Origin of the sequence: Echinicola strongylocentroti (genome assembly GCF_003260975.1) — a bacterium.
In the GTDB taxonomy this organism is placed as follows: Bacteria; Bacteroidota; Bacteroidia; order Cytophagales; family Cyclobacteriaceae; genus Echinicola; species Echinicola strongylocentroti.
This window is the reverse complement of record NZ_CP030041.1, coordinates 1,991,176-2,011,504: the sequence shown is the minus strand read 5'-3', so window position 1 is coordinate 2,011,504 and position 20,329 is coordinate 1,991,176. Positions and strand designations below refer to the sequence as shown.

Here is a 20,329-nt window from a genome sequence, read left to right as displayed (position 1 = left end):
AATAAATTAGCAATACCTATGGCCAAGGAAAATAAGCAGGCGCCTTCTGTGAATAGCAGGAGGAAGTTTTTAAGGAATGGCACATTAGCGACCGTGGCGGCGGTGGCAGGAGCCAAAGTAGTTTTTGCATCATCCATGCCGGAGGGTTACGTGCCGGTAGTATTACAGGATGATGATCCCTACAAGCTTTTCAAGAAAGATAAAGACCTCATCGTCCTCAATAACAAACCTTGGAACATGGAGTCACAACCGCACCTGCTGGACGATAAGGTGACGCCTTCGGATAAAATATTCATCAGAAATAATGGATTGATTCCCGACTCGCTGGAAGAAGCCAATTGGGAACTGGTAGTTGATGGAGAAGCGGTCTCCTCTCCGAAGACCTATTCACTGACAGACCTGAAGCGTGATTTTCAGCAATATACCTACCAGCTTACCCTTGAGTGTGGAGGAAATGGTCGTAGTGAATTTTACCCTCCTGCTAGCGGCAACCAGTGGAAAACAGGAGCTGTTTACTGTGCATCCTGGACAGGTGTGAGGCTCAAGGATGTGCTGGAAGATGTGGGCATTGGAGATAATGCCGTATATATTGGTTACCATTCTGCTGATACCCACCTGAGCGGCAATCCCGATAAAGAGCCTATCTCCCGAGGCGTTCCGATTGCAAAAGCATTGCAAGAGGAAACGCTGCTGGCTTTTGAGATGAATGGTGAAGCCATTCCCATAGTGCATGGGTATCCGCTAAGACTGGTGGCTGGAGGTTTCCCCGCATCGGTATCTGGAAAGTGGCTTACTGGGATTTCTGTTAGGGATAAAGTGCATGACGGAGCCAAAATGGCAGCCCCCTCTTACCGTGTTCCATGCAAGCCCGTTTCTCCTGGTGAGGAGGTGCCCGACGAGGAGATGTGTATCATTGAGTCCATGCCGGTGAAGTCGCTGATTACCTATCCTAAAAGTGGTGCCAAGATAGATTTAGGAGATTCGTTGGAGGTAAGGGGACATGCTTGGGCTGGGGAGCTTGAGGTGAGTGCCATGCATGTTTCCATTGATTTTGGACAGACTTGGCAAACCTGCGAGGTGGAGGCTCCTGTGAACCGGCTAGCCTGGCAACATTTTAAAACCACTGTTAAATTTCCTCAAGACGGATACTATGAGGTGTGGGCCAGGGCCACCGATAGCAATGGTGCCAGTCAGCCCATGGTGGTTCCAGGTTGGAACCCGAAGGGATACTTAAACAATGCATGTCACAGAATTGCCGTAAAAGTAGGTTAAGATGGATCAGGATATAATCAAGTCATTAAAGAGGCTTTTTACGGCAGTAGTGGTTATGGGCATTACTGTAATGCTATTATTGGTAGGGTTGGTGGCACTGCAACAAAACCCTGATTTGTTGGTTGATCATAAAGAAGAAGATACCGCTATCCCTCCGCCGCTGGTGACGGAAAATTTGGTCAAAGATGGTGTGCATGTGGCCACAGGGCTGGTGGCTGCTGAGGGGTATGAAACCGTAATTGCCAATTGCACCAATTGTCATGCGGCCAATTTGATCACCCAAAATCGTGGAGACAAAGAGCACTGGGAAGAGTTAATTGATTGGATGCAGGAGACACAGGGACTTTGGGATCTTGGGCAGAATGAAGGGGTCATCGTGGCTTATCTTGCAGAACATTATGCACCAGTCCAGCGTGGCAGAAGAGCGAACCTTAGTGAGATCGAGTGGTACGAGTTGGAAGAATAGTGACTATCCGTGATTTTGCCTTGAAAAAAGACTTTTCTTAGGAGGAAGGGAACTGCCGTGTCTTCACGGCAGTTTTTTATTATCTTTCGTAAAAGGATCAGTTGGAAAAAGGTATAATGTGGGCAACTAGAATATTGGTAAATGGCATTATGTCATTGTTTTTGCTTTGTTTTATAAATGTAGCGAAGGCTCAGGACGCGCCTGTGTACTTGGTGCTGAAGTCCAGCAAGCAATCCATTCGTCCAGCAGAGTTTTTTATTAGTGGCGTCCAGGATATTAGGACGGCACAGCCAAGTATTGGGGAGATTTATACTTCGTCCCAATCCCTGAGAAAGGAATCGTTGGAAGTTAGAGGCGGGGTAGTGAAAAGTTTAGAGGATTTTGTCGAGGGGATGCTGTACACAGATCGTTCAAAGCGACCTGTGGTGGTACAAGTAAAAGAAATGGATGTAGCAGAAAAGAGCGGAAGTGATGGTAAGGTGAAGGGGGAGATAGGTTTATCCTTACGTTTTTTGTTAGAAGAGGATAGTTTGGTTCATTTGCTTGATTATGATGGTGGAGCCCGCTATACCAGGTCCTTGGGAAGGTATGCTGTTATTGGTAATGCCATGGAACAGTCCTTGGGGAATGCGTTAAATTACTTTAATGAATGGATGAACCAGCAGGCGTCACGGAATATTAAGCTGGCCAAAGAACTGGATATGGAAATCGTGGATTATCCTGTGCAGGAAAAGGGGGACACCGTTTTTTACCATTATGGTAGGGGGCTTGACTGGGATGATTTCAAGGCCAGTCCACACCCAAGGAGTGGTTTTGCTGCTTCTATTTTTACTAGCTTTTCTTGGGAGGGGGATCCCATCGTAGAAGATGGTAAGGTCAAACTTCAATTGATCGTTAAGGTCTTTATGTTGAAATCCTCTTCATGGGTAAAACCTGGACATAAAGATGGTTATGGTATAAATCACGAACAAAGGCATTTTGATATAACCAAGATTGTCGTGGAGCGATTTAAGGATAAGGTCAAGGCCATGGAGTTGACTCCGCATGATTATGATGGGAAGATCGGTTACTTGTACATAGAGACCTACCGGGAGATGAACCGTATGCAGGAAGCGTACGATGAGGAAACTGATCACGGTAGAAATAAAGCTGCTCAGCAAAAATGGAATGCTCTCATAAATGAAGAGCTGGCCAAGTATCGCTGAATGTATATAGTAGGCTGTCTACGGTCGGGCAGGAGGGCTTAGTTCCCGAAAAAATCCATTGGCTCAGCCAATTCCTCCGGGCCCCAAATTTTAATATTGTCGAATTTTCCTACATCATCGAAGGTGCCAAACCCAATGTGCCCTATGTTGAAGTGGTGGTCTTCAGTTTGCATGATTGGAGTGGACATGTCGTCAAAATAAACCTCAATACTGCCTTTTTCAATATCCCGAACGATCTTTACTTTATGCCATTCGTCAGTGGCGCCCCAGTCCACGCCATCACTTACCGTTTTGCCAATCGCCACTCTAGGTTCGTCATTAACCAAGAAGATATTGTGGGCATGCGGATCGGGTATGGAAGCGATGTGGACGTAATAGAAGTTGGCAGGGTCTTTCATGCCAAAAAAGAGGCATAAGTCTCTGTGGCCATATTCTTTTCCGGTTTGTTGTAGGTCAGCTTCGAGTACGAAGCTGCCAAAAAGCCTGTCTCGGATGATGGCGATATTGAAAGGTGACCTGACCCTAGGTGAGTACTCGCTCTGTTGATGGATTTCCAGGGATAAATCTTGGCTTTTGCCGCTAATCTTCCAAGCCTTGGGATCAGTCATTTCGAATTCCTCCAAGGCGGTAATATTGTCAAAGCTTTGTTCGTAAAGTAGCTGGAAATTAGCAGGGATTTCTTGGGCTTCAAGCGTAGAGTGCCCAATCATGGCAAGAAGAAGTAAATAGGTGATTTTTTTCATTAAAACAGTAGGAGAAATTGATGGTAAACAAGTCTTTCCTAAAGTTAAGTTTTTATTGATGGAAGGAGAACGGGATTGGCATAAAAAAAACCGATCATCTACGTGTGGAATGCAGTGATCGGCCTTTTTCGAAAAATAACCCTAACAAACCAGATAATCTTTATCTGACTACTAATTTCGACATTTATTTTTGAAATACAAATAAAACGAAAATATAAAAAGTTTTGAAATCTTTTATTATAGGATTTATTTTAATTTCTATCGCTAATAAGTGATTTTTTGAAGGGTTTTGTCAATTGGATAGCAAGAAAATGAAGTATGTATCTAGGAGGTGGGGAGTAAGTGTGTGGGAATTGCTGTGTGCATAAGATAACTTCTAATTTAATTTTCAGGTAGTTTTGAAACGAAAATAGAATTTTGTGTTATTCTGTTCGTTTAAATAGAATAAATCCCAAACGAAAATAAAGATGTGTTGTTTAGGTGGCAACCATAAGGGTATGTGTGAAAAGTGTGTTTGATAAATGAAACATATTGAGTATTTTTCGTAAGACTTTTTAAGGAAATGATATTATTTAAAAACTACAGAATAGAAAATATGCTATGAAAAAGACGGCGCAGCGTAGATCCAGGATCTTAGAGGTTTTGGATGAACATGGACAGGTCAATGTCAGTGAATTAAGCAGTTCTTTGGGGGTGAGTGAGGTGACGATAAGGAATGACCTCGCCAACTTGGAGCGAAATAAACTTTTGGTAAGGGCCCACGGGGGGGCGTTCAAAACCAATAACATGGCCTTGCCAGTGACCGAGAAGAAGAAGATCAATTTAGACTTAAAGCGAAAGATAGGGAAGAAAGCAGTGTCTTTGATCGAGGAAAATGATTCGATTATATTGGATTCTGGTACGACGACATTTGAGATTTCCAATAACTTGGCCAAGTTTGAGCGGTTAACGGTGATAAGTAACGCATTGGATATTGTCAATAATCTGGCAAGCTACGATAACTTGGAGGTGATGATGCCGGGTGGGTTTTTGAAGGAATTTTCCATGTCGTTGGTGGGGCCGATGGCGGAGAGGAATTTGAAACAATTGCACTGCAATAAGTTGTTTTTGGGTGTGGATGGCTTTAAACCTGATGTAGGGGTGTTTACCCATTATATGGAAGAGGCTTATCTGAACCAGATCATGATAGATATCGCAGAAGAGGTAATAGTGGTTTCTGATTCCACCAAGTTCAAGAAAATAGGCTTGGCTTTTATAGCGGGCTTTAATAAGGTGAATAAGGTGGTTACAGATGACCGTATCGAAGTCGAGCATGTGAAAATGCTTGAAAGGAATAATGTCGAGGTAGTTATTGCCAGCTAAAAAAAAGGCTGTCTCAAATTGGGCTACGCACTTTTGGTTTACAGGATGGCGGCAGCGTGTGTGAGACAGCCTCTTTCTATTTACTCTTTGATCCTTACGGTGACCACTACTGGCATGTGGTCACTGAAGTCCACGGGTAGTACTTTTACTTCTGTTATTTCCCAATGGGCATTTTTAGAGAGCCATACGTAATCTATTCTAGATTTGGGATTGTCATATGGGATAGTCGGTTTTGGGTTCCCATAAGTTGCTGCAGCATCAATGAAATCTTTTTCAATTATGGGGTAGGGATTGCTGTCAGGGCTGAAGTTAAGGTCTCCAGCTACGATGGTTGCCCCGGGGATTTTATCCATATGGGCAACTATGGCTTTCGTCTGGGCTATCCTGTTGGCATCGTACTGGTGGCATAAGTGAGTAGCACCGAAAGTGATCTGTTTTCCGCTTTCCAATTGGTAAGAAGCCAGGGCCATTGCTCTTCCTTCTCCGCCTTCTGGAATGGGAAGGTCTACTTTGGTCATTTTTGCAGGTTGTCGACTGAGTAGGCCTTCGCCGTACCCGCCGTTGCTGTACTCGATGGCTTTGGCAAAGAACCCGTGCATGCCTGTTTGCTCGGCCAGTTCCTGGACCAGGTTTACTGGCTGGTTATTGTATATGGCAGCTGTCCGCTGTGTCATGCTGTCCACTTCTTGTAAGGCTACAAAATCCGGCTTGATCTCCTTGATCAGTTGAGCGATTTCTTGAAGGTTCTGTGCGCCTTCTTCATAGGCTTTTTCACCATGGTATATATTGTAGGTCATCAGGGTGAAGGTGGTCTCTTGCGCTTGTAGCATCGCTGTGGAGACAAGCGCAAGGAGGAATGAAAGGGCTGTTCTTTTCATGAGCTGTTCGATTATTCAATAGTGGTTGAGAATTCGTTGCTTTGCCTTCCTTCGGGTGTTACTACTATGTAGCGCAGTGTGAGATTGTCATGATCAGGGCCTGTGATTGGAGCTAGGAAGGGGCTTGTGTAGGCCGTGGCTGTTTGGTCTGCTTTGTGGCCGTCCACTGTGTAGTATACTTTGCTTCCTTTTACCAAAGGTGTGATTTGCACTTGATGTCTTTCCGAGTTTGGATCCTTTGTGATCGAGACCGTTGCTTCAGGTACCCTGTAGAAAACGTTTATCTGCTCTAGCTCTGCCAGACGATGTGGGAGACGGTAGGTGGTGAATTCGTCGTAATCTTTTTGCGTTTTCCCCATCCAGGCTACTTCGGCCAATGCGAGCGCTCTTGGGAATAGGTGGTATTCGAGCTTGTTGTTAGTGGCGATATATTCAGTCCATAGGTTGCCCTGTACGCCCAAGATGTGATTTTGCTGTTCAGTGGTTAAGGTTTCGGGTCTTGGTGAATAGCTGTAGACCTTCTCAAGTGGAAGGAATCCGCCAATAGCTACTGGTTCGGTGGTTTGATCTTCTGCTTGGTAGTGGTCAAAATACATGTGGCTGTTTGGAGTCATGATGACATCATGGTTCATCTGGGCTGCGGCAATGCCGCCTTTTTCGCCTCTCCAGCTCATTACAGTCGCATTGGGAGCTAATCCACCTTCCAGGATTTCATCCCAGCCGATCAGCTTTCTGTTGTTCTGGTTGAGGAATTTTTCAATTCTCGTGATAAAGTGGCTCTGTAGCTCGTGTTCGTCTTCCAGCCCTTCTTTTTTGATGACGTCTTGAGAGATGGCGGAAGTTTTCCAGTGGTCTTTGGGGGCTTCGTCACCACCTATATGGATGTATTCACTTGGGAAGATGTCCATGACCTCGGTGAGGACATCTTCGAGAAACTGGAAGGTCTCCTCCTTTACTCCGTAAATATTAGGTTGTACTCCCCAAAACCCGGGGACGGTTGTGTTGAGATCATTGTCATAGGGCTCGCCTTTTTCGTTCATGGCCATGACAGATCCCGTTAGTGGTTTTCCGTCTTTTGGCTCGTATCCGTCCATTTTGAAACTGCCAAATTCAGGGTGAGCGGCAAGTGCGGCAGAGCTGTGTCCGGGCAATTCGATTTCTGGAATGACCGTAATCATACGATCTGCTGCGTATTGTACGATTTCACGCGCCTCTTCTTGGGTGTAAAACCCACCGTGCTTGACACCGTCGTAAACAAATGGGTCAAAGTCCCAGTATTGACCTATGATGGTGGAGTCTCTCCAAGCGCCGACCTCGGTCAGTTTTGGGTATTTTTTGATTTCGAGTCTCCAGCCTTGGTCTTCGGTAAGGTGCCAGTGCATTTTGTTGAATTTAAAATAGGCCATTAGGTCGATCATTTTTTTGATTTCCGCTACTTCAAAGAAATGACGGCCTACGTCCAGCATGATGCCTCTGTAAGCAAATTCCGGCTCGTCCTTGATAGAGACGGTGGGTATGGAGAGATTACCATTGTTGGTAGAGATAAGCTGTAAGGTGGTCTGGAGGCCGTAAAAGATCCCTTTTTCAGACCCTGAAATGTCAATTCCCTCTTCTGTTACTTCTACTTGGTAAGCTTCAGTTGTTTCTTCGTTACTAGAGATGGAAAGTTTTATGGAGGGGGTGCCATGGTCAAAGGTGGCAATAGGGAGGCGGATGCCGTAAAGCTGATGTAGGAAGTTATTGAAAACAGTAGCTGATTTCCTGGATTGACCGCTTTCCGCAAGGATGACTACTTCTTCATTTAGATCGAAATGCCCGTTTGTAACAATTGTCTCCGATGGCTTTGGGATGATAGATAATTGCGCAGCAGATTGTTGGGCGTGTGCTGTGCCTATGAGGCAAAATGCCAGTGCGGCCAGTTTGAGTTTTTTAATGATCATTTGTAATAAATGGTTAATGTTTTTTAAACCGTAAAACCGGAATGTGTAAAAACTTTTTCTTTCGTTTTATTTATTTATTAAGTATTTGTCAATTGGAAAAGTAATTTAACGAAAATAATTTGTTATTTAAATAGGGTTGTGAAAATTAATCAATTGTTTTATAGTGGAGGTCAATTTCCTGTGGGTAAAAATTTCAAGAGTTTTTGAAGGCTTGGGTTTGGATTTTCTTTGTTCCAGAGGGCAGTGATTTCTGCTTTTTGGGGGATGTCGGCTAGGTGGATGAAGTTGACGCCGGCACTAGTGACCTTCTCAAAAGAAACAGGGAGAAAAGTAATGCCCAAACCATGGCCTACCAAGTTCAATACAGTGTGTCCGTGGACGGTCTCATGGGCAATGTGTGGCGTAAAGCCACTGTCTTCGCAAATACTCAGCTGGAGGCGGTAGTATAATTCTCCGTCTGCTTTAGTGGGAAGGATGAATTCTTCGTCCCTGAATTGGTGTAAGCCGCTAAAGTTTTCCTGGTTGATCGGGTGATTTTTGGGAAGGACCAACGAAAAGGGTTCGCAAAAAACCAGCTGACTGCCGTATTGGGGATGAGGATAAGGGTTTCTGAGAAATGCAATGTCTAAGTCCCCGTTTTTGATGGCTTCTAGTTGAGTGCGACTGGTCATTTCGTTGAGATAGGTTTGGATATGTGGGTGGGATTTGTGCATTTCGGTGAGTACGTCGGGTAAAAACGTATGGATGCAGGAGCCAACGTAGCCAATCCTGATTTCGCCCTTTTCGCCCTCTTGAACAAGCCTAGTATGGCTTTTTATCAGTTCCAGTTGGTCGATAATGGCTTTTGTTTCTTTCTTGAAGTATTGGCCCGCAGTCGTGAGCTGTACGTTTCTTTTGTCCCTTTTGAGCAGGGTGATTCCCAGCTCTTCTTCCAGTAGTTTGAGTTGCTTCGAAAGAGCTGGCTGGACGATATGAAGTCGTTCGGCTGCTTTGCGAAAATGCAGCTCTTCTGCCAGTACCAAAAAATATTTTAACTGTCTCAATTCCATGATTGATTACTTTTAGTTATCAAATAGTGAATATAATACTATTTTTTATTATTAGTTATAATCTTGACCTTTGTTGCAGGGAATCGCTTTTAACCCCATGAAGTTATTTAATTCTGGCAAAAAGAGTCAGACCGAGCGGAGTCTTGGTCCAACGTTTAGCCTTCGACTCCGCTCAGGCTGACATCTCTTTACTAATAGTTTAAAAGCCATTTCCCTGACCTTTGTTGCTGTCAGGGTATTGCCCCATTTATTTCTACGGATTATAGATCGACCTATTATGATGGATGTTGTAGTAAAGCGAGGAGAGTATAAAGTTGGTGAAATGCCCGTTACTTTAGAGCGGATTCACCACGCGGTAGCCAGTGGTGAGCTTTTGGTAATGTCGCCAGCGGCCATAGAAAGGATACGGCGATGCAGGGAATACCTGGATGATAAGATTTCCCAAGATGAGACGGCGTTGTTTTACGGGATCAATACCGGATTTGGTTATTTGCAGCAAGTGAGGATTGATCGGAAGGAGATCCTGCAGCTCCAATATAACCTATTGCAGTCTCATGCCTGCGGGGTCGGTGAGAAGGTGCCCAAGGAGCTGGTGCGGCTGATGTTGCTGACCAAGATCGAGTCCCTTTCTCGTGGTCATTCAGGTGTACAGCTGGAAACAGTCCAGCGTTTAGTGGATTTTTATAACCATGATGTGCTTCCAGTGGTCTATAATCAGGGGTCTTTGGGAGCTTCTGGGGATTTGTCGCCGCTATCCCACTTGAGTTTGCCATTGATTGGAATGGGCGAGGTTTATTTTGAAGGCCAGATTTTGCCGAGTGCGCAGGTGTTGGAGAAGTTTGGCTGGCAGCCTGTTACGTTGCGGTCAAAGGAAGGCCTTTCTCTTATCAATGGTACCCAGTTCATGCTTAGTTATGGGGTACATATTACCCATAGGGCAGAAGCGTTGTTCAGGTGGGCTGACCTGATAGCTTCCATTTCGGTAGATGGTTTTAATGGGAATTTGCAGCCTTTTAATGCCCTCATTCACCAAGTGAGGGGGCATGAGGGACAGTTAAGTACGGCTGCGGCCATGCGGCGCTATCTTGAAGGAAGTGAAATTGCGTTGTCGAAAGAAAAGCAAGTGCAGGATCCTTATTCTTTCAGGTGTATTCCGCAGGTGCATGGGGCTTCTAAAGATACTTTGGCTTTTGTGAAGAAGACGTTTGAGCGTGAGGCGGATTCTGTGACCGATAATCCCAATATCTTTCCTGACGAAGATGAGATTTTGTCCGGCGGTAACTTTCATGGCCAGCCATTGGCATTGGGGTTTGATTATCTTGCCATTGCGATGGCGGAAATTGGCAGTATTTCGGAACGTAGGACTTATCAGTTGCTTTCCGGTCAGCGTGGCCTTCCGTTGTTCTTGGTGGATGATCCCGGTCTTCATTCCGGGCTGATGATCCCGCAGTATACTGCGGCGTCAGTGGTAAGTGAAAACAAGCAGCTTTGTACGCCCGCATCGGTGGATTCGATTGTTTCCTCAAACGGACAGGAAGACCATGTCAGTATGGGAGCCAATGGAGCTACCAAGTGCATGCGTGTTTTGGATAACTTGGAAAAAATTCTTGCCATAGAGCTCTTGACAGCTGCGCAAGCATTGGGGTTTAGGCGTCCAGCGAAAAGTTCTGCTATTGTGGAGGACTTAGTTGGTTGTTATAGGGAATGGGTGAGTTTTAATTCCCAAGATCGAGTGCTGTCGACCGATATCAGTAAGACGATACAGTTTTTAAAGAAAAGAAAAGTGGAGGAGTTTGGAAATTGATTTCCCTTACATACCAATTACCAGCTACCAAATACTTGTACACCATACCTTGTGCTTTACCTCTCCCCGGATTTCCTCATTGAGTAGAATGCCCTTGGTTTTCTGCTTGATTCTAAATGTGACAGGGGCTGTGGTTGGTATCAAACAATAAAAAAGACTGCTTTCTAAGGCAGTCTTTTTATTTATATTTGGGAAATATCCTTTTTAAGGGATTGATTTTTAGTTTACTAAGTGTTTTTCTACTGCTGTGAAAGGTAGGTCAAATGCATCGGCTACGGCCTTATAGACCACGTCTCCTTTTATCACATTCAGTCCTGTTGCCAACTCTACGTTTTCTTTAGAGGCTTTTTTCCACCCCTTATCGGCCAATTGTATGGCATAAGGAAGTGTGGCGTTGGTCAGGCCTATGGTGGAGGTGTAGGGAACCGCTCCAGGCATATTGGCCACGCAGTAATGCAAGACGCCATCGATGGTGAATGTCGGGTCTTGGTGTGTCGTAGGTTTGCAGGTTTCGATGCATCCTCCCTGATCTACAGCCACATCTACCAATACTGTGCCAGGCTGCATTTCCTTCAGCATGTCCCTCGTGATAAGATGTGGTGCCTTGGCTCCCGGGATAAGTACCGCACCAATAATCAGGTCGGCTGTTTTGATCAGTTCCCTGATGTTGTATTCATTGGACATCCTGGTTTTTACATTTGCCGGCATCACGTCGGACAAGTACCTCATCCGTGGTAGCGAGACATCCAGAATGGTGACATCGGCCTTCATGCCGGCAGCCATCCAAGCGGCTTGTGTGCCGACTATGCCTCCGCCTAAAATCAGGACTTTGGCAGGTAATGTTCCGGGTACGCCTCCCATCAGGATGCCTTTTCCGCCCAATGGCTTCTCTAGGTAATTTGCACCTTTTTGTGTGGCCATTCTACCAGCTACTTCTGACATAGGGACAAGGAGAGGGAGACCTCCTCCTGGCTTTTCCACTGTTTCGTAAGCTAGGCAAACTGACTTACTTTTGATCATCGCATTGGTCAACGGTTCGTGGGAAGCAAAGTGGAAATAAGTAAACAGAAGCTGGTCTTCACGGACTAGGTCATACTCAGGTTCAATAGGTTCTTTGACCTTCATGATCATTTCTGCTATCCGGTATGTTTCCTCGATGGTGGGGAGGATTTTTGCTCCAGCCTCTTCGTAAAGATGGTCAGGGAAACCACTCCCGTCACCGGCTGTATGTTGTACATATACAGTGTGGCCTCGTTTGACCAATTCTTGAGCGCCTGCGGGTGTAAGGGCGACTCTGTTTTCGTTGTTTTTAATCTCTTTAGGTATCCCTATGATCATAACTGTTGTTGGTTGGAAGTACGACTTACAGTGCAAATATACTAACTGTGAGGTGATTGGTTGTTAGATACTTATTGATTATTTTGACTAGGGTAAGAAGTTTGTCTATTTTTAGAATTTAATTCTGTTTATTGTGTTTGTTTTATATTTAGTTTTAAAACAATTCTTTTTGGATGTTTTTTATTTTGCATAAGATATTTTAAAAAATGACCTTACTTTAATTCAATTTAGTAAAATTTTAAAATAATGTATTTTTGCTATCATTTTGGTAATGTCGGAATATTATTTCAATAAACTTGATAATTTGTGTTGTTTTTGGAATTTTTTATCGGGAATTAAGGTTATTACTTGACGGGAATATTTGCATAGAACTTAAAAATCAGTATTTTTGAAGTACCTTGAAAAACCCAAAATAGCTATTAATATATAAATATGATAGAAGTGGAAACGTTACCTACACATAAGGTTGATCTCGATTTAGACAAAGATCAAATTTTATTTGATTACAAGATAGTTCAGCAAAGTCGGCAAGCCTCCCTGATGGGGAGGAAGGAAGTCTTTATGGGCAAAGCTAAATTTGGGATTTTCGGTGACGGCAAGGAGTTGGCACAGGTGGTGATGGCAAGGTATTTTAAGAAGGGAGATTGGCGCTCTGGCTATTACCGGGACCAGACATTTATGTTGGCCATTGAGGAGTTGCGGCTGCAGGAATATTTTGCTCAGCTGTATGCGCATACTGATGTAAAAGAAGAACCAGCCTCAGGGGGCAGGCTAATGAACGGTCACTTTGCTACACGTTCATTGGATGATGACGGGACTTGGAAAGACATCAGAAATACCAAAAACTCAGGTGGTGATATTTCACCTACTGCTGGGCAGGTTCCCCGATTGATTGGTCTGGGCTATGCGTCTAAATTGTTCAAAGAAAATGAAAAACTCCAGAAGCTGAAGCAGTTCGAAGGACTCGGGAAGGAAATTGCTTGGGGAACCATCGGAAATGCTTCCTGTGCGGAGGGAATGTTTTTGGAGGCGGTCAATGCAGCAGGTGTTTTGCAGATTCCGGTAATCATTTCGGTTTGGGATGATGAATATGGAATTTCGGTGCCCAATGAGTTTCAGACTACCAAAGGCAGTATTTCGGAAGCTTTGGCTGGGTATCAGCGGGAAGAAGGAAAGCCTGGGGTGGAGATAATTGTTGCCAAAGGATGGGATTATGAATCCCTTCATGCTGCCTATAAAAAATCCGAAGAACTGGCCAGGGAACATTCTGTGCCTTCGCTGGTTCATGTGATCGAAATGACACAGCCGCAAGGGCATTCGACCTCTGGCTCACACGAAAGATACAAATCCAAAGAAAGATTGCAGTGGGAAGCAGACCATGATTGTAACCTGATGTTCAGGTCTTATATTTTGGAGAATGGGATTGCTACCGAGGAGGAGTTGGATGAAATAGATAAAGAAGCGGTTCGTATTGTACGCGAGGAAAAAGGGAAAGCTTGGAAATCATTTTCTGAAGGCATCAAGTCAGAGCTTAAGTTTGCTGTAGAGCTGATCAAATCAGCAGCTGGAGGAAGTAGTCAGTCGTCCACGCTGAACCAAATGGCAGAAGACCTGTCCAAGACGCTCAATCCGATCCGAAAGGATGTTTTTAGTGCGGTGCGGAAGGCCTTGTTTTTGATGCGGTTTGATCAAGAAGAGGCCAGAGCTGGTTTGAAGGAGTGGTACGAAGAGCAGGGAAAGCTTAATTATGACCGCTACCATAGTCACCTATACAGTGAATCAGACGAGAGCCACCTACGGGTAGAGGCAGTTGCTCCTGTCTATACTGATAGGTCTCCCGTGGTGGACGGCCGGGAGGTCTTGCAAGCGTGCTTCGACAAAATGCTCAGTAATGATCCACGAGTGTTTGCTTTTGGTGAGGATGTAGGGAAGATCGGGGATGTGAACCAAGCTTTTGCAGGACTTCAGGAGAAGTACGGTGAGTTGCGCGTTACGGATACCGGGATCCGTGAAATGACGATCATTGGGCAGGGGATAGGCACAGCTCTCCGTGGCTTGCGTCCAATTGCTGAAATCCAGTACCTGGATTATATATATTATGCCCTAATGAGCCTGACAGATGATTTGGCTTGTCTACATTATCGTACCAAAGGAGGCCAGAAGGCTCCTATGATCGTGAGGACGAGGGGACATAGGCTTGAGGGTGTGTGGCATTCAGGTTCGCCGATGAGCGCTATTTTGGGCAGTCTGCGCGGATTGTTGGTGTGTGTGCCAAGGAACATGACGCAAGCAGCGGGGATGTACAATACGCTTTTGAGAAGTGATGAGCCTGCGCTGGTGATTGAGTGCCTCAATGCTTATCGCCAAAAGGAAAAGATGCCTTCCAATGTGGGCGAGTTTACTGTGCCTTTGGGAAGGCCTGAGATCCTGCGTGAAGGAACAGATATCACCGTGGTTACTTATGGAGCTATGTGCAAGATTGTAATGGATGCCGCTGAACAATTGGATGAATATGGTGTTGCTGTAGAGGTGATCGACGTGCAGACCTTGTTGCCATTTGATGTGGGGCATGTGATTGTGGATTCTGTTAAGAAGACCAATCGTGTCATATTTGCCGATGAGGATGTGCCTGGAGGCGCCTCTGCGTACATGATGCAGCAGGTGCTGGAGCAGCAGAAGGCATATTATCAGTTGGATTCTGAACCAGTGACTCTTTCTGCCCACCCGCACCGCCCTGCTTATTCCTCGGATGGGGATTACTTCTCCAAACCTAGCGTGGATGATGTGGTGGAAAAAGCCTATCGTATCATGCACGAAGTGGACCCGGTAAGCTATCCAATGTGGTAATAGGAGAGATTATCAATAATAGAATGTTACGCCCTTGGAATAGAGCGTAAACCAAAACGGCTTAAATCAATTGCTGATTTAAGCCGTTTTGGTTTATTACTGCTGAATTTGATTAAGGGTGAATTCCGGCGTGGAAACTACATTGCTTTTGTTTAGGGCGCGGTCTTGGATCTGAAGGTCCAGCCGAACCGTGTCGTTTCGAAAGATCGACCGCCAACCCAATGAAAGCATGGCATATTCAATGGTACCCTCTACCGCCCTCTGGTTGTTGTCATTAAGGATCAGCGGAAAGCGCCCGTCAAAGGTGGTGTAGTATGGAGCGTCAGTCCATTTGAATTCGTTAAAAGTACCGTTTCTTTTAATGAAAAATCGCACAAAGATATTGTAGTAGTCCGGGTTATGCTCTACCCAGAGGGTGTCTTCGATGGTTTCGTTGTTAATGGTTGGTTCTACCGCCCAATCTCTTCGATTATATTCAGGGGCATCAGCGGGCCGGTTGGAATAAGTGATATAGTCTCCATTATCGTCAGTGAGGAAAAAGAGGGGATTGTAGGGAGGGTTGTCTTCTCTAGGGTCAAGTCCAAGATCCCCTTCCGCATCCCGGAAGTTAATGGCGATCTTCAAAGAGTCCGAACCTCCGTCAAGTTCTTGATAGGTCAATCCAGCATAACTGATATCTGGAACGGAGGGGAAATTGTCAGGTGGAGACACGCAGGCACCCGCAGAAAAAATCAAAACCAATATATATACATAGCTTTTTGCTTTCATATGGCCAGTAATAGTTGATTATATAGAGTCAATCTTAAATTTGCTTAAATTTGTGCATTATAGATAATAAAACGATGAATTATTTCAAAAGTTTTTCTGAACAGGTGCAGCGTATGGGGCCTGGTGATTTCGGATCATTGGCGATGGAGCTGTTTCATTTCCAAGCGAAAGAAAATACGATCTATAAAGCGTATTTGGATGCTCGTGGCATCAATCCTGTTGAAGTGAAAGCCATGGATGAGATCCCCTTCTTGCCGATCCGTTTTTTTAAATCACATAAGGTGGTGAGTGGACCAGAGGATGGATTTGAGTCGTTTTATTCCAGTAGCGGTACTACTGGTCAGGTTACTAGCAGGCATTTTATTTGGTCTGAGGAATATTATCTAAGGCATTCTGAGAGGGTTTTTGAGCAAGTTTATGGTCCACTTGGGGGTTTTCATGTGCTGGCACTTTTGCCAGCATACCTTGAGCGGAAGGGTAGCTCTCTGGTGGCCATGGCTGACCATTTTATCAAGCAATCAGGTTCTGACCAATCTGGCTTCTATTTGTACAATTATGATGTGCTGATCGATCGTCTCTATCACCTGAGGCAATTGAAGGATGGGAAAAGCGTGTTGTTGTTGGGCGTAACGTTCGCCTTGCTAGACTTAGCAGAGCAGTTTGGGGAGGATTTTCCCGTGATGGACGATTTAATTGTGATGGAGACTGGGGGCATGAAAGGACGCAGAAAGGAAATGATCCGTGAGGAGGTGCATGCGGTACTTACACAGGCGTTTAAACAGCCCAGGGTTCACTCAGAGTACGGCATGACGGAATTGATGTCTCAGGCATATTCATTAGGAGAGGGCAAATACCAGCTTCCTTCCAGTATGCGTGTCATGCTTAGGGATGTGAATGATCCTTTGTCATGGAGTCCAAGAAACCAGGGCGGGGTAAATGTTGTTGATTTGGCCAATTTCCATTCCTGTGCATTTATAGAGACGCAGGATTTGGGACGGTTTGATGATAAAGGAATGCTGGAGATTCTTGGTAGGTTCGATAATAGTGAGGTTAGAGGCTGTAATTTAATGGTCAATTAATTTTGTATTCCTTTTATAAATAGACATATTTGGTTTGGATAAAAAATGAGATTAGCATGAGAAGACTAGTAGCTATTATTCTTGCTTCCGGCCTATTGGCACTGGGAGCATGCGCGTCAAGCAAGCCTTGCCCTGCTTACGCCAAAGCAATGGATAACCAAGAAGTGAAAGGATAAAAAAATACGCTGATTTAATAGTCAGCGTATTTTTTTATGTCTTCCAGTGAAATACTGTTTCCTCCGAGGATGACCAGCCTCTCCACCACATTTCGTAGTTCCCTGATATTGCCTGTCCAAGGGTATTCTTGTAGTTTTTTCAGGGCTTGGTCGTCGATGTCTTTTTTGGATGTTCCATACTCCTTCGCAATGTCTTCCAAGAACCGTACGACAAGTAAGGGGATGTCTTCTTTTCTTTCTTTCAGTGCAGGTACCTGAATTAGGATCACGCTTAGACGGTGATAAAGGTCCTCTCTAAAGTTGCTCTCTTCGATTTCCTTTTTGAGGTCTTTATTGGTGGCAGCCAAGATCCGGACGTCAATTTTGATGTCTTTGTCTCCGCCCACGCGGGTGATTTTATGCTCTTGCAGGGCGCGTAATACTTTGGCCTGTGCAGAGAGGCTCATGTCCCCGATTTCATCCAGAAAAATGGTTCCGCCATTGGCTTGTTCAAATTTACCCTGCCGTTGTTTGTTAGCAGAAGTGAAAGCACCTTTTTCGTGTCCAAAGAGTTCGCTTTCGATGAGTTCGGTAGGAATAGCTGCGCAGTTCACCGCAATAAATGGTGATTTGTTGCGATTGCTTTTTTGGTGCAGCCAGTGTGCGACCAGCTCTTTTCCTGTTCCGTTGGGGCCCGTAATCAGTACCCGTGCGTCTGTCGGGGCGACTTTTTCGATGGTCTCCTTTACTTGTTGAATAGCAGCGGATTCTCCCACCATATCCAGTTTTTTGGAAAGTTTCTTCTTAAGGACCTTGGTTTCGGTGACCAGGTCTTTCTTCTCCAATGCATTTCTGACCGTAAGTAAAAGCCTATTGAGATCAGGTGGTTTGGGGATAAAATCAAAGGCACCTTTTTTGGTGGCTTCTACCGCAGATTCGATAGAGCCGTGCGCCGATATCATGATGAATTGTGGCTGTTTGTCGGATTGATAGACTTTGTCCAGTACTTCCAATCCATCCATTTTTGGCATTTTGATGTCACATAAAACCAAGTCGTAATCTTGGCTTTCGATTTTTTTTAGTCCTTCTACGCCGTCCTGCGCCTCGTGGATTTCATAATTTTCATATTCCAAAATTTCTTTTAGCGTAGACCTGATGACTTTTTCGTCATCGATAATCAGGATTTTCGGCATAAGTAATTTTTATTGTTTAGTAATAAATGTGCAAGCCTATAAGCCGGGTTCTGTCCCCGCCGTGGCGGGTACTTGTCATTTATCTGGTCCTGTCCTCGCGGACAGGATCTATCGATCTACCCACTCCGGTTTTCCCGCCTAGGCAGGAATTGAACGAGCAGCTCTTGGACCGGAGCCTATTTGATCTTTCAACCCATAAGGTTTGCCATGCGACATCGGTCACCCGATGCCCGGTGGGCTCTTACTCCACCTTTTCACCCTTATCCACCTACGGTGGACGGTTTGTTTTCTGTTGCACTGGCTGTAATCCAGCCGTCTCCCGCTGGACCCCTTCCCGTTAGGAAGTATGGCGCTCTATGTTGCCCGGACTTTCCTCACCAATCGCAGGGATTGGAGCGACAAGTTGGCTTGCACTTTGCAAAATAAGTTAATTTCCGCTGATTTTTAACGAATAAACATAAATGTTGTTCACTCCTTGCCGAAAGCTTTTTCCAAATGAGGCAATATGCAGTTGACTTTTTTTAACTTTGCACAGGAAAAGAGACAATTTATGATATTAGTAGGTAATGCGGTGCTTAGCGATGACCTTAAGGAACATTTCTTTGTTTGCAATCTTGAAAAATGCAAAGGGGCTTGTTGTGTAGAAGGAGATGCTGGTGCGCCACTTGAAGATGACGAGACGGCCGTTTTGGAAGAACTCTATCCCAAAATAAAGAAATATCTTACAAAAGAGGGAATCAAGGCCATTGAGGAGCAAGGCACTTGGGTGATTGACCAAGAGGGAGAGAAAGGAACCCCCACCATTGGTAACCGGGAATGTGCTTATGCGCTTAGAGATGGAAATGGAACCCTAAAGTGTGGTATTGAAGAGGCGCATATCCAAGGTGATATTGACTATAAGAAACCGCTCAGCTGTCACCTCTATCCGGTAAGGGTGACCAAGTATGACGAATACGATGCCTTGAATTATGACCGATGGGATATCTGCAGTCCCGCATGTGGGCTGGGGAAAGAACTAAATGTGCCGATCTACAAATTTGTAAAAGATGCGCTGATCAGAAAATATGGCGAAGCATGGTACGAAGACTTGGTAGCCGATATTGAGGGTAAATAACTTTTTGCTAAGGCTCTATTGGCCATGGAGCAGGGGATGGCCCGAAAGAAAGGATGATAAGCGCTGTTGGTCAATAGAGCTTATCATCCTTTTTGTTTTCTATGGTTGGAAACTCTTCGTGAACAATTTTCCTGATCCCGTCACGGTATTTGGTAGGTTTAAAGAAAAAGTTCTCCTGGAACTTTGAGCTGTCAAATACATATGGTCTTTCATATTGGTAAAGCATTTCTTTTAGTTCTTTCATGAATGGTACAAACCATCCGGAAACAGAGAAAAACCAAGGAGCCAGTACTTGATAGTTGGGAGATTTACCCATTTCTTTGGCGATAAGGTGAATCCATTCTTTTCCCGTTGGTGGATTGGAAGCGGTGGGCAAATGCCATATTTGGTTGTACGCATCTTCAGTATTGCCCAGCAGGGCCAAGGCTTTTCCTGCATCGGGAGTGAAGGTGAATGCATGAGGCTGATGGGCGTCACCGATCCATTTTGCTGTCCCCGATTTGACCATTGGTTTAAAAGCCAGTTCGGTAAGGATGCTTTTTAATGTTATATGAGGTCCATAGAAGTCTGCAGATCTGGCAATAATGGCATTAAGGTCTCTTTTGGCCATGCTGTCCAGTATCATATCTGCAATTTTGGCCCTGACGGTGCCTTTTCTGCTGACTGGTCGCACAGGAGTGTCTTCTTTCATACAACCAATATAGTTGGGGTCGTACATGTACACATTGTCAAAAAATACCAGTTTGCATTCATGCTGGATGCATGCATCGATTACATTGGAGATGATTTTGGGCCAAGTGGCTTCCCAGATATGGGTCTTGTATTTTAGCCCAGCAGTCAGGTAGACGATAGTGCTGCCCTTTACAGCTGCTTTGACCTGATCAAGGTGGGTGAGGTCTGCCGAGAAAGTTTCATCGTCATTATTTATCTTTTGGGGTTGACGACTGACTAGTCGTAGGTGATTGGTGTAAGTTCTCAATTCCCTGGCCAATTCATTTGCAATAACTCCTCCTGATCCAAGTATAGTTTGCATAGGCCATTATGATTAAGGGTAGTGAACTTGTCTAAAGATAGTTGAATATAACAGAGTTATGGCAAATGTCGAAGTGGAATTTG

Annotated in this window: 16 protein-coding genes and 1 other RNA gene; 8 read left to right on the top strand and 9 right to left on the bottom strand. The window is 44.8% G+C overall.

The annotated features are described in order from the left end of the window. Positions 1 to 18 precede the first annotated feature (18 nt). From DN752_RS07610 to DN752_RS07600, 3 genes are all read left to right on the top strand, one after another. On the top strand, positions 19 to 1,272 hold the full coding sequence (locus tag DN752_RS07610) for a sulfite oxidase (RefSeq protein WP_112783398.1): 1,254 nt from the start codon (positions 19 to 21) through the stop codon (positions 1,270 to 1,272). 1 nt (position 1,273) lies between these two features. Further along, on the top strand, positions 1,274 to 1,738 hold the full coding sequence (locus tag DN752_RS07605; protein WP_112783397.1) for a hypothetical protein: 465 nt from the start codon (positions 1,274 to 1,276) through the stop codon (positions 1,736 to 1,738). 149 nt (positions 1,739 to 1,887) lie between these two features. Next, positions 1,888 to 2,943: a hypothetical protein gene (locus tag DN752_RS07600; RefSeq protein WP_162633153.1), complete on the top strand. Its 1,056-nt coding sequence runs from the start codon at positions 1,888 to 1,890 to the stop codon at positions 2,941 to 2,943. 38 nt (positions 2,944 to 2,981) lie between these two features. Here DN752_RS07600 and DN752_RS07595 read toward each other — a convergent pair whose 3' ends face one another. After that, entirely contained in the window at positions 2,982 to 3,686 is a 705-nt protein-coding gene (locus DN752_RS07595; protein WP_112783395.1) for a hypothetical protein, read from the bottom strand. A 600-nt stretch (positions 3,687 to 4,286) separates the two neighbouring features. On the opposite strand from DN752_RS07595, the gene agaR reads away from it, so the two are divergent. Further along, on the top strand, positions 4,287 to 5,048 hold the full coding sequence (gene agaR / locus DN752_RS07590) for a transcriptional repressor AgaR (protein ID WP_112783394.1): 762 nt from the start codon (positions 4,287 to 4,289) through the stop codon (positions 5,046 to 5,048). 80 nt (positions 5,049 to 5,128) lie between these two features. Here agaR and DN752_RS07585 read toward each other — a convergent pair whose 3' ends face one another. The 3 genes from DN752_RS07585 to DN752_RS07575 all read right to left on the bottom strand — a co-directional run bounded on the left by DN752_RS07585 (position 5,129) and on the right by DN752_RS07575 (position 8,915). Beyond that, positions 5,129 to 5,926 carry an endonuclease/exonuclease/phosphatase family protein gene (locus tag DN752_RS07585; protein ID WP_112783393.1) on the bottom strand — a complete coding sequence of 266 codons (798 nt, stop codon included), beginning with the start codon at positions 5,924 to 5,926 and terminating at the stop codon, positions 5,129 to 5,131. Between the two features lie 11 nt (positions 5,927 to 5,937). Next, positions 5,938 to 7,866, bottom strand: a complete 1,929-nt coding sequence (locus DN752_RS07580) for a beta-N-acetylhexosaminidase (protein WP_112783392.1) — start codon at positions 7,864 to 7,866, stop codon at positions 5,938 to 5,940. Positions 7,867 to 8,036: 170 nt separating this feature from the next. After that, the gene (locus DN752_RS07575) at positions 8,037 to 8,915 is read right to left on the bottom strand and encodes a LysR substrate-binding domain-containing protein (protein ID WP_112783391.1); all 879 of its coding nucleotides are present in this window, start codon (positions 8,913 to 8,915) and stop codon (positions 8,037 to 8,039) included. A gap of 277 nt (positions 8,916 to 9,192) precedes the next feature. On the opposite strand from DN752_RS07575, the gene hutH reads away from it, so the two are divergent. Then, complete coding sequence (gene hutH / locus DN752_RS07570; protein WP_112783390.1) at positions 9,193 to 10,719, top strand: histidine ammonia-lyase; 1,527 nt, start codon at positions 9,193 to 9,195, stop codon at positions 10,717 to 10,719. A gap of 219 nt (positions 10,720 to 10,938) precedes the next feature. Here the strand turns inward: hutH and ald are convergent, their stop codons facing one another. After that, positions 10,939 to 12,057, bottom strand: a complete 1,119-nt coding sequence (ald, locus tag DN752_RS07565; protein ID WP_112783389.1) for an alanine dehydrogenase — start codon at positions 12,055 to 12,057, stop codon at positions 10,939 to 10,941. Between the two features lie 432 nt (positions 12,058 to 12,489). Between ald and DN752_RS07560 the strand changes: the two genes are divergently transcribed. Next, complete coding sequence (locus tag DN752_RS07560; RefSeq protein ID WP_112783388.1) at positions 12,490 to 14,904, top strand: alpha-ketoacid dehydrogenase subunit alpha/beta; 2,415 nt, start codon at positions 12,490 to 12,492, stop codon at positions 14,902 to 14,904. Positions 14,905 to 15,000: 96 nt separating this feature from the next. Here the strand turns inward: DN752_RS07560 and DN752_RS07555 are convergent, their stop codons facing one another. Next, the gene (locus tag DN752_RS07555) at positions 15,001 to 15,672 is read right to left on the bottom strand and encodes a hypothetical protein (protein ID WP_112783387.1); all 672 of its coding nucleotides are present in this window, start codon (positions 15,670 to 15,672) and stop codon (positions 15,001 to 15,003) included. Between the two features lie 74 nt (positions 15,673 to 15,746). On the opposite strand from DN752_RS07555, the gene DN752_RS07550 reads away from it, so the two are divergent. Further along, positions 15,747 to 16,751 carry a LuxE/PaaK family acyltransferase gene (locus tag DN752_RS07550; RefSeq protein WP_112783386.1) on the top strand — a complete coding sequence of 335 codons (1,005 nt, stop codon included), beginning with the start codon at positions 15,747 to 15,749 and terminating at the stop codon, positions 16,749 to 16,751. Positions 16,752 to 16,941: 190 nt separating this feature from the next. Here the strand turns inward: DN752_RS07550 and DN752_RS07545 are convergent, their stop codons facing one another. Further along, on the bottom strand, positions 16,942 to 18,099 hold the full coding sequence (locus DN752_RS07545; protein ID WP_112783385.1) for a sigma-54-dependent transcriptional regulator: 1,158 nt from the start codon (positions 18,097 to 18,099) through the stop codon (positions 16,942 to 16,944). A 23-nt stretch (positions 18,100 to 18,122) separates the two neighbouring features. Then, an RNA gene (gene rnpB, locus DN752_RS07540) (RNase P RNA component class A) lies at positions 18,123 to 18,514 on the bottom strand. A gap of 135 nt (positions 18,515 to 18,649) precedes the next feature. Between rnpB and DN752_RS07535 the strand changes: the two genes are divergently transcribed. Next, positions 18,650 to 19,213 (top strand): DUF3109 family protein, encoded by a 564-nt coding sequence (locus DN752_RS07535; RefSeq protein WP_112786458.1) that lies wholly within the window; start codon positions 18,650 to 18,652, stop codon positions 19,211 to 19,213. Positions 19,214 to 19,283: 70 nt separating this feature from the next. On the opposite strand, the gene DN752_RS07530 is transcribed toward DN752_RS07535, so the two are convergent. After that, a complete protein-coding gene (locus DN752_RS07530; RefSeq protein ID WP_112783384.1) occupies positions 19,284 to 20,246 on the bottom strand; it encodes an NAD-dependent epimerase/dehydratase family protein in 963 nt (320 codons plus the stop codon). Positions 20,247 to 20,329 lie beyond the last annotated feature (83 nt).

Excerpts from the sequence above, each read along its gene's own strand:
- DN752_RS07585 (WP_112783393.1), bottom strand. The coding sequence starts at position 5,926 with ATGAAAAGAACAGCCCTTTCATTCCTCCTTGCGCTTGTCTCCACAGCG.
- DN752_RS07605 (WP_112783397.1), top strand. The coding sequence starts at position 1,274 with ATGGATCAGGATATAATCAAGTCATTAAAGAGGCTTTTTACGGCAGTA.
- DN752_RS07535 (WP_112786458.1), top strand. The coding sequence starts at position 18,650 with ATGATATTAGTAGGTAATGCGGTGCTTAGCGATGACCTTAAGGAACAT.
- DN752_RS07550 (WP_112783386.1), top strand. The coding sequence starts at position 15,747 with ATGAATTATTTCAAAAGTTTTTCTGAACAGGTGCAGCGTATGGGGCCT.
- DN752_RS07545 (WP_112783385.1), bottom strand. The coding sequence starts at position 18,099 with ATGCCGAAAATCCTGATTATCGATGACGAAAAAGTCATCAGGTCTACG.
- DN752_RS07560 (WP_112783388.1), top strand. The coding sequence starts at position 12,490 with ATGATAGAAGTGGAAACGTTACCTACACATAAGGTTGATCTCGATTTA.
- DN752_RS07555 (WP_112783387.1), bottom strand. The coding sequence starts at position 15,672 with ATGAAAGCAAAAAGCTATGTATATATATTGGTTTTGATTTTTTCTGCG.
- DN752_RS07575 (WP_112783391.1), bottom strand. The coding sequence starts at position 8,915 with ATGGAATTGAGACAGTTAAAATATTTTTTGGTACTGGCAGAAGAGCTG.
- ald (WP_112783389.1), bottom strand. The coding sequence starts at position 12,057 with ATGATCATAGGGATACCTAAAGAGATTAAAAACAACGAAAACAGAGTC.
- DN752_RS07580 (WP_112783392.1), bottom strand. The coding sequence starts at position 7,866 with ATGATCATTAAAAAACTCAAACTGGCCGCACTGGCATTTTGCCTCATA.
- DN752_RS07530 (WP_112783384.1), bottom strand. The coding sequence starts at position 20,246 with ATGCAAACTATACTTGGATCAGGAGGAGTTATTGCAAATGAATTGGCC.
- hutH (WP_112783390.1), top strand. The coding sequence starts at position 9,193 with ATGATGGATGTTGTAGTAAAGCGAGGAGAGTATAAAGTTGGTGAAATG.
- agaR (WP_112783394.1), top strand. The coding sequence starts at position 4,287 with ATGAAAAAGACGGCGCAGCGTAGATCCAGGATCTTAGAGGTTTTGGAT.
- DN752_RS07610 (WP_112783398.1), top strand. The coding sequence starts at position 19 with ATGGCCAAGGAAAATAAGCAGGCGCCTTCTGTGAATAGCAGGAGGAAG.
- DN752_RS07595 (WP_112783395.1), bottom strand. The coding sequence starts at position 3,686 with ATGAAAAAAATCACCTATTTACTTCTTCTTGCCATGATTGGGCACTCT.
- DN752_RS07600 (WP_162633153.1), top strand. The coding sequence starts at position 1,888 with ATGTCATTGTTTTTGCTTTGTTTTATAAATGTAGCGAAGGCTCAGGAC.